The 4,961-nt window shown below is 31.4% G+C and carries 7 protein-coding genes; 2 read left to right on the top strand and 5 right to left on the bottom strand.

The annotated features are described in order from the left end of the window. Window positions 1-45: 45 nt before the first annotated feature. The 4 genes from ACKI67_RS08650 to ACKI67_RS08635 all read right to left on the bottom strand — a co-directional run bounded on the left by ACKI67_RS08650 (window position 46) and on the right by ACKI67_RS08635 (window position 3,225). Window positions 46-690, bottom strand: coding sequence for a MotA/TolQ/ExbB proton channel family protein (locus ACKI67_RS08650; RefSeq protein WP_407463136.1), 645 nt, complete (start codon window positions 688-690; stop codon window positions 46-48). A 121-nt stretch (window positions 691-811) separates the two neighbouring features. Beyond that, complete coding sequence (locus ACKI67_RS08645; RefSeq protein WP_407463134.1) at window positions 812-1,540, bottom strand: DUF2162 family putative transporter; 729 nt, start codon at window positions 1,538-1,540, stop codon at window positions 812-814. Window positions 1,541-1,585: 45 nt separating this feature from the next. Next, window positions 1,586-1,918, bottom strand: a complete 333-nt coding sequence (locus ACKI67_RS08640; RefSeq protein ID WP_407463133.1) for a DUF2149 domain-containing protein — start codon at window positions 1,916-1,918, stop codon at window positions 1,586-1,588. A 182-nt stretch (window positions 1,919-2,100) separates the two neighbouring features. Next, complete coding sequence (locus tag ACKI67_RS08635) at window positions 2,101-3,225, bottom strand: CDP-glycerol glycerophosphotransferase family protein (protein ID WP_407463132.1); 1,125 nt, start codon at window positions 3,223-3,225, stop codon at window positions 2,101-2,103. Between the two features lie 266 nt (window positions 3,226-3,491). Between ACKI67_RS08635 and pyrF the strand changes: the two genes are divergently transcribed. Together pyrF and ACKI67_RS08625 are read left to right on the top strand one after the other, a co-directional pair. Continuing rightward, window positions 3,492-4,139: an orotidine-5'-phosphate decarboxylase gene (pyrF, locus tag ACKI67_RS08630; protein ID WP_407463131.1), complete on the top strand. Its 648-nt coding sequence runs from the start codon at window positions 3,492-3,494 to the stop codon at window positions 4,137-4,139. 44 nt (window positions 4,140-4,183) lie between these two features. Next, window positions 4,184-4,753 (top strand): hypothetical protein, encoded by a 570-nt coding sequence (locus ACKI67_RS08625; protein WP_407463130.1) that lies wholly within the window; start codon window positions 4,184-4,186, stop codon window positions 4,751-4,753. Between the two features lie 70 nt (window positions 4,754-4,823). Here the strand turns inward: ACKI67_RS08625 and ACKI67_RS08620 are convergent. Further along, window positions 4,824-4,961: deoxyhypusine synthase family protein (locus ACKI67_RS08620; protein ID WP_407463135.1), on the bottom strand; the 138-nt coding region annotated here is incomplete at its 5' end.

Genomic DNA, 4,961 nt, shown 5'->3' with positions numbered 1-4,961 from the left:
GATCAAACTTTTGCGAGCGAAGCGAGTAAAAGTTTGGATGAGTATCTAATAATGTTTAGACATGAAGTCTAAAACAGCATCAGATAAAACATCTAAATTAGACAAATACTCTTCATACCATCTGTTTCTAAGCTTGGAGATGATATAAGCTACAGCACCAGATCCAATACCTACAACAGTTGTATCGAATGCTACAATCAAGGATTGGGATAATGTATTTACATCCCCTGAACCGAGTGCAGCAAGCCCTGTTCCTAAAGGAATCAAGGTACCCATAAGACCAAGGGTAGGGCCGATACGGGTAATTATGTCTGTTACTTCAAGAGACTTGTCTGTTAATCCTTCCTCATTTTCAATCAATTTACGAGCAAATGCCTCTCTTGCACTTGGAGTCAAGTTTTCTGTACTTGCTATCTTGTTTAAAAGGGTTTTTTGTGTTTGCGGTAGAGGAGAAGCATTTATTGTAGATTTCAATGAATCTACTGAATCAGCATTTGACATGTCCAAAATCAAATTGGAAACGTCATCAACAGAAACCTTTGTCCTTGAAGTGTATTCATAAATGAGTCCTCCTAAGGAAACCACTACAACCACTACAAAAATTAATAATATAATCACTACTGGAATCAAAAGACTTTGTGCGATTAAATTAAGTCCAGTGGTTAAAAAATCCCCACCGGGAATTGCCATTGCCATTAAATCACCTATAAATAAATTTTAATAAATTTTTAATTTTGAATAATTTTGATAAATTTTAATAATTATTAATATGATAATACTGATTAAAATAATCAAATAAATTTAATTTAAACTATTCTAACCTATTATTTCTTTTTCTAAACAATACGCCTAAACCTAATAATAGTGCTAAAATAACTATTAGAACTATTCCAGATTCTATAGGCATTAAAGTGAGTTCAGTAGATGGATTTTCAAGCACTTTTCCTATTGTTGGAATCAAAAATCCAAATACTATGAATATGAAAGCAAAGATTACCATCATGCTTCCGTAAATAATCGGATAATGAGTCATACGATAATCTTCAATGAAATCTGAGAATCTATAAGCTGCAATGCTTATGATCATCAATAAGATTGCTATGATTATAGCCAAATGAATTGTTGTGACATTCAATGAAATATTGGCAGTATTGAATACAAAGCTTGGAGATAAAGCTGCTGAAGACAATATGAACAATCCATAGGAAACCGGCACAAAATCAAGGAACAGAATTACCTTCAATGCATCAGTATACTCTTCTTGGCTCCATAAATAAAATGTCATGATTCCAAGAACCAATGAAATCAAAGCCATTGCCAAATAGAAATAAAAGTTATTTACTGTTAAGCTGATGACAGTTTCATAAAATGGGCTTAAAGCAATGATAATCAAAGCAATGATGATTGAAAAGAGAGCTGTGATTATAAGATGTTTCCTTAAATCATATTTAAAGAATCTTGACAATAATCCAGTTCCGATTCCAAGCAGCAATACTGCAATTAGGATAATTGCACCAAATAAGCTAACCAACAAATTCATTCTATCACAAAATTTTCAAATTATAAAAATGATATAAGGAAGAAACTACTCTTCCACCATAATCAGATTACCCGTTTTCGAATCTTTATAAACTTTTCCTTGTTCTACATAACCTTCTCCAGACATTTCTGAAGTGTCAGGAGTTTCATTTAATTGTTCACCTTGTGTTACATTAGTGATTTCACTGATTGACTCCATAGCCTGCTGCCTTTGGTCAGGAGACATGTCACTGAATATAACACTTTGCAAGTTCCAGCCGATTACCGCAAAGATCAAAAAACCTAGTGCAAGAACCAACATTGCATCTACAAGGTTTGTTGTACCTGCCATAGGGTCTTCCTCTTGACGTTTTCGGCGTCTAGATTTCTTTCTAACCATATAAAACCTTCTATAATACTGAAAAATTAAATAAATTATTTTAAATTTTTTTAAGAAAAATATTTCTCATAATATAATTTATTAAAATAGATTAATAAGTTTATCTAATATGATTGAAAAAATATAAAGTTTAATTTATAAAAAAAGCATTGAAAGTAAATATTATTAATGAAAGGATTAGATTAATCCTCTAAAACATAATCCAAAATAGATTTGGAGGCATTTGCTTTGAAATCTCCAAATTGGAATTGAGAAAACTCTTCCAATTTTTCCATTTGGAAATCTTCATCTTTAATGGACTCTATCAACTCATCAATATCATAAACTATCTTTCCAGGAACCTTCTGCCTATAATCGAAGTAGAATCCACGTTCATTTTTTAAGTAATCATCAAGATCATAGGCAAACAATAAAATAGGTTTCTTTAAGATTGTATAATCAACCATAATTGAAGAATAATCTGTTATGAAAATATCAGATAGCAACAATAGCTTTTGTTCATCATTAAATCCTGTAAAGTCGATGATATCATACTTATCTCTTAAATCCTTCAAATCAATTGGATGCTCTTCATCGCAATAACTTGCATAATTAGGATGTAGCCTAATGGCTAAAGCATAGTCATCTCCAAGTTCTTCTATGAATTTTTCAATGTCAAAATAATCAAAAACAGCATTGTTTGTAGGATTCTCCCTAAAGCTAGGTGCATAAAGAACAAGCTTTTTACCAACAAGCTGAGGATATTCCTTTTCAAAAGTCTCTCTTAAACCACTGATAAAAGCCTCATTCATGTGTTCTTCACTATAGAAATCATTACGTGGAATACCGAAAGGAAGAACCTTGGATTTGTCTACATGGAAGTTATGGGCATAGATGTCCCTAACGTTTTCACCACTGCAGGATACCAAGTCAATTTTTTCAGAAAAGAGTTCCATGACTTTCTTTTCCTCTGGATTTAAAAGGTCATAGCCGAACTTCTTGAATATTCCTGTACCATGCCATAATTGAATCCATTTCATGCCATTTGTGTTCATAAAGGCAAGTGGGAAGAAATTATCCACTAAAAAAACGTATTTTGATGTTGCAAAGTCACGGATATCACTTAAGGACAGTGAATCCTTGGGAATGAACTTGTATTCATAGTTCTTTCCGTCATTATTTCTATTGTTCAATTCCTTTGCAATATATTCTAAATTACTATCAAATGAGTGGTTCTTGTTTGTTAAAAGAGTGATCTTATTGTTCTTTTGCGGGAATTTCCTAAAGATATTGAATATTCTTGCATAAATCTTATGTTTGGCATACACTCTTACAAGCTCCTTGATTATTGATAATTAATAATTTTTGATAGCAATTAATTGAATTAACTAAAAAAATAATTATATTCTTATGATTAATTCTATTTATCTAATTTAATATACTTTTAGTAAAAACCTATGATTAAACCCCTTAAAACAAATACAATTATAACAAATTAATTACAAATAAATAATAAGTTAAAATTTAATTAAAATTTAATAAAAATTTAAATTCAATTTAAATAAAATTTATTGAAAATGTGAAATGTGATAATATGGATGTGAAAAATAACATTATACTTGCTATGGATTTGATGGACCTTAAAGAGGCTGAAATCGTTTGTGAATCAATCAACGAGTACATTGATACAATTAAGATAGGTTATCCATTGACTCTTGCTGAAGGATTATCCACAATCGGATTCTTTAAGGACAATTTTGATTATAAGGTAATCTGTGACTATAAGGTGGCAGATATTCCTGCAACCAATGAAAAGATAGCTGACCAAACCTTTGATGCTGGTGCAGATGCAATCATCTGTCATGGATTTGTAGGTCCAGACAGTGTAGATGCATGTAAGATATCTGCTGAAGAGCATGGTAAAGAAGTATTCCTATTGACTGAAATGTCTCACCCTGGAGCAATCAAGTTCCTTCAGGCAAATGCTGATGAAATAGCTAGAATGGGTGTTGAAATGGGAATTACAAACTATGTTGCACCATCTACAAGACCTGAAAGGTTATCTGAAATCAGAGATATCGTTGGAAAAGATGCATTCATCATCTCTCCAGGAGTAGGTACTCAAGGAGGAGATCCAAAAGAAACATTAAAATACTCCAATGGATTGATTATCGGAAGATCCATTTACAATGCAGAAGACCCTGAAAAAGCAACTAAAGACATAATTGAATCCATAAAATAAAACTCATACTTAATCTAAAAGATAATTACTTATAAGGTGTAAACTTGTTTAATATTGTATTAGCTCTCTCATATTTCTTATCCGGTTTCTTTATGAAGCTTTCAGACGATTTCTATGATGAAAGATCTTATAAGAGAAATTCCATTTTTCTTGGAATAGTCTGTGGGCTCTTTACAGCTCTCGCATGTTCCATTGATTTGGATGCAGCATGCATTTTCATAGCTATTCTGATAGGAAACATATTAGCTCTAAAGGTAGATGGAATTCATCATATCGCTACAATGGCTTCATTTTTAATAGCATTCATATTGCTTGGATTTCCTGATTTCACATTTTTATCAATTATCACAATAGTCATCTGTATGATTGGAGCCCTTATCGATGAGCTTGGAAACGACAATGAGAAAGTCTATCAAAAAAGCAAGTTCCTTGAGTATTTCTTTGAATATAGATTTGCTTTAAAAGTAGTTATTTTAGTCCTTGTTCTAATCGGATGGTTAAACATTTGGAGCTTTTTCTATTTCTTATGCTTTGAAATAGCCTATGAAATAGCTAGAGCCTTATTTGAAAAATATGTTTATAAAATTGAAAAAATAGCTGAAAAGAAAAAATAAAAAAATTAGATAAAAAATAGATAAAAGAATAGATAAAAAGATTATGATCAAACTTTTTCTAAAGTTTGAATCATTTTATTCTATTAAGAGCATCTGCAACTATCAATGGGAAAATGATAGTAACATCACCAATAACAGTCACCAAATTGGATCCATGCTTTGCCTTGGACCATGATTTTGCCTCTTCAAGAGGAGCACCACTTAAACT

It is taken from the genome of Methanobrevibacter sp. (assembly GCF_045577275.1).
Lineage (GTDB): Archaea > Methanobacteriota > Methanobacteria > Methanobacteriales > Methanobacteriaceae > Methanobrevibacter.
The sequence above is the reverse complement of the archived record's forward strand: the minus strand, read 5'-3'. Positions and strand labels throughout refer to the sequence as shown.

Excerpts from the sequence above, each read along its gene's own strand:
- pyrF (WP_407463131.1), top strand. The coding sequence starts at position 3,492 with ATGGATGTGAAAAATAACATTATACTTGCTATGGATTTGATGGACCTT.
- ACKI67_RS08645 (WP_407463134.1), bottom strand. The coding sequence starts at position 1,540 with ATGAATTTGTTGGTTAGCTTATTTGGTGCAATTATCCTAATTGCAGTA.
- ACKI67_RS08640 (WP_407463133.1), bottom strand. The coding sequence starts at position 1,918 with ATGGTTAGAAAGAAATCTAGACGCCGAAAACGTCAAGAGGAAGACCCT.
- ACKI67_RS08650 (WP_407463136.1), bottom strand. The coding sequence starts at position 690 with ATGGCAATTCCCGGTGGGGATTTTTTAACCACTGGACTTAATTTAATC.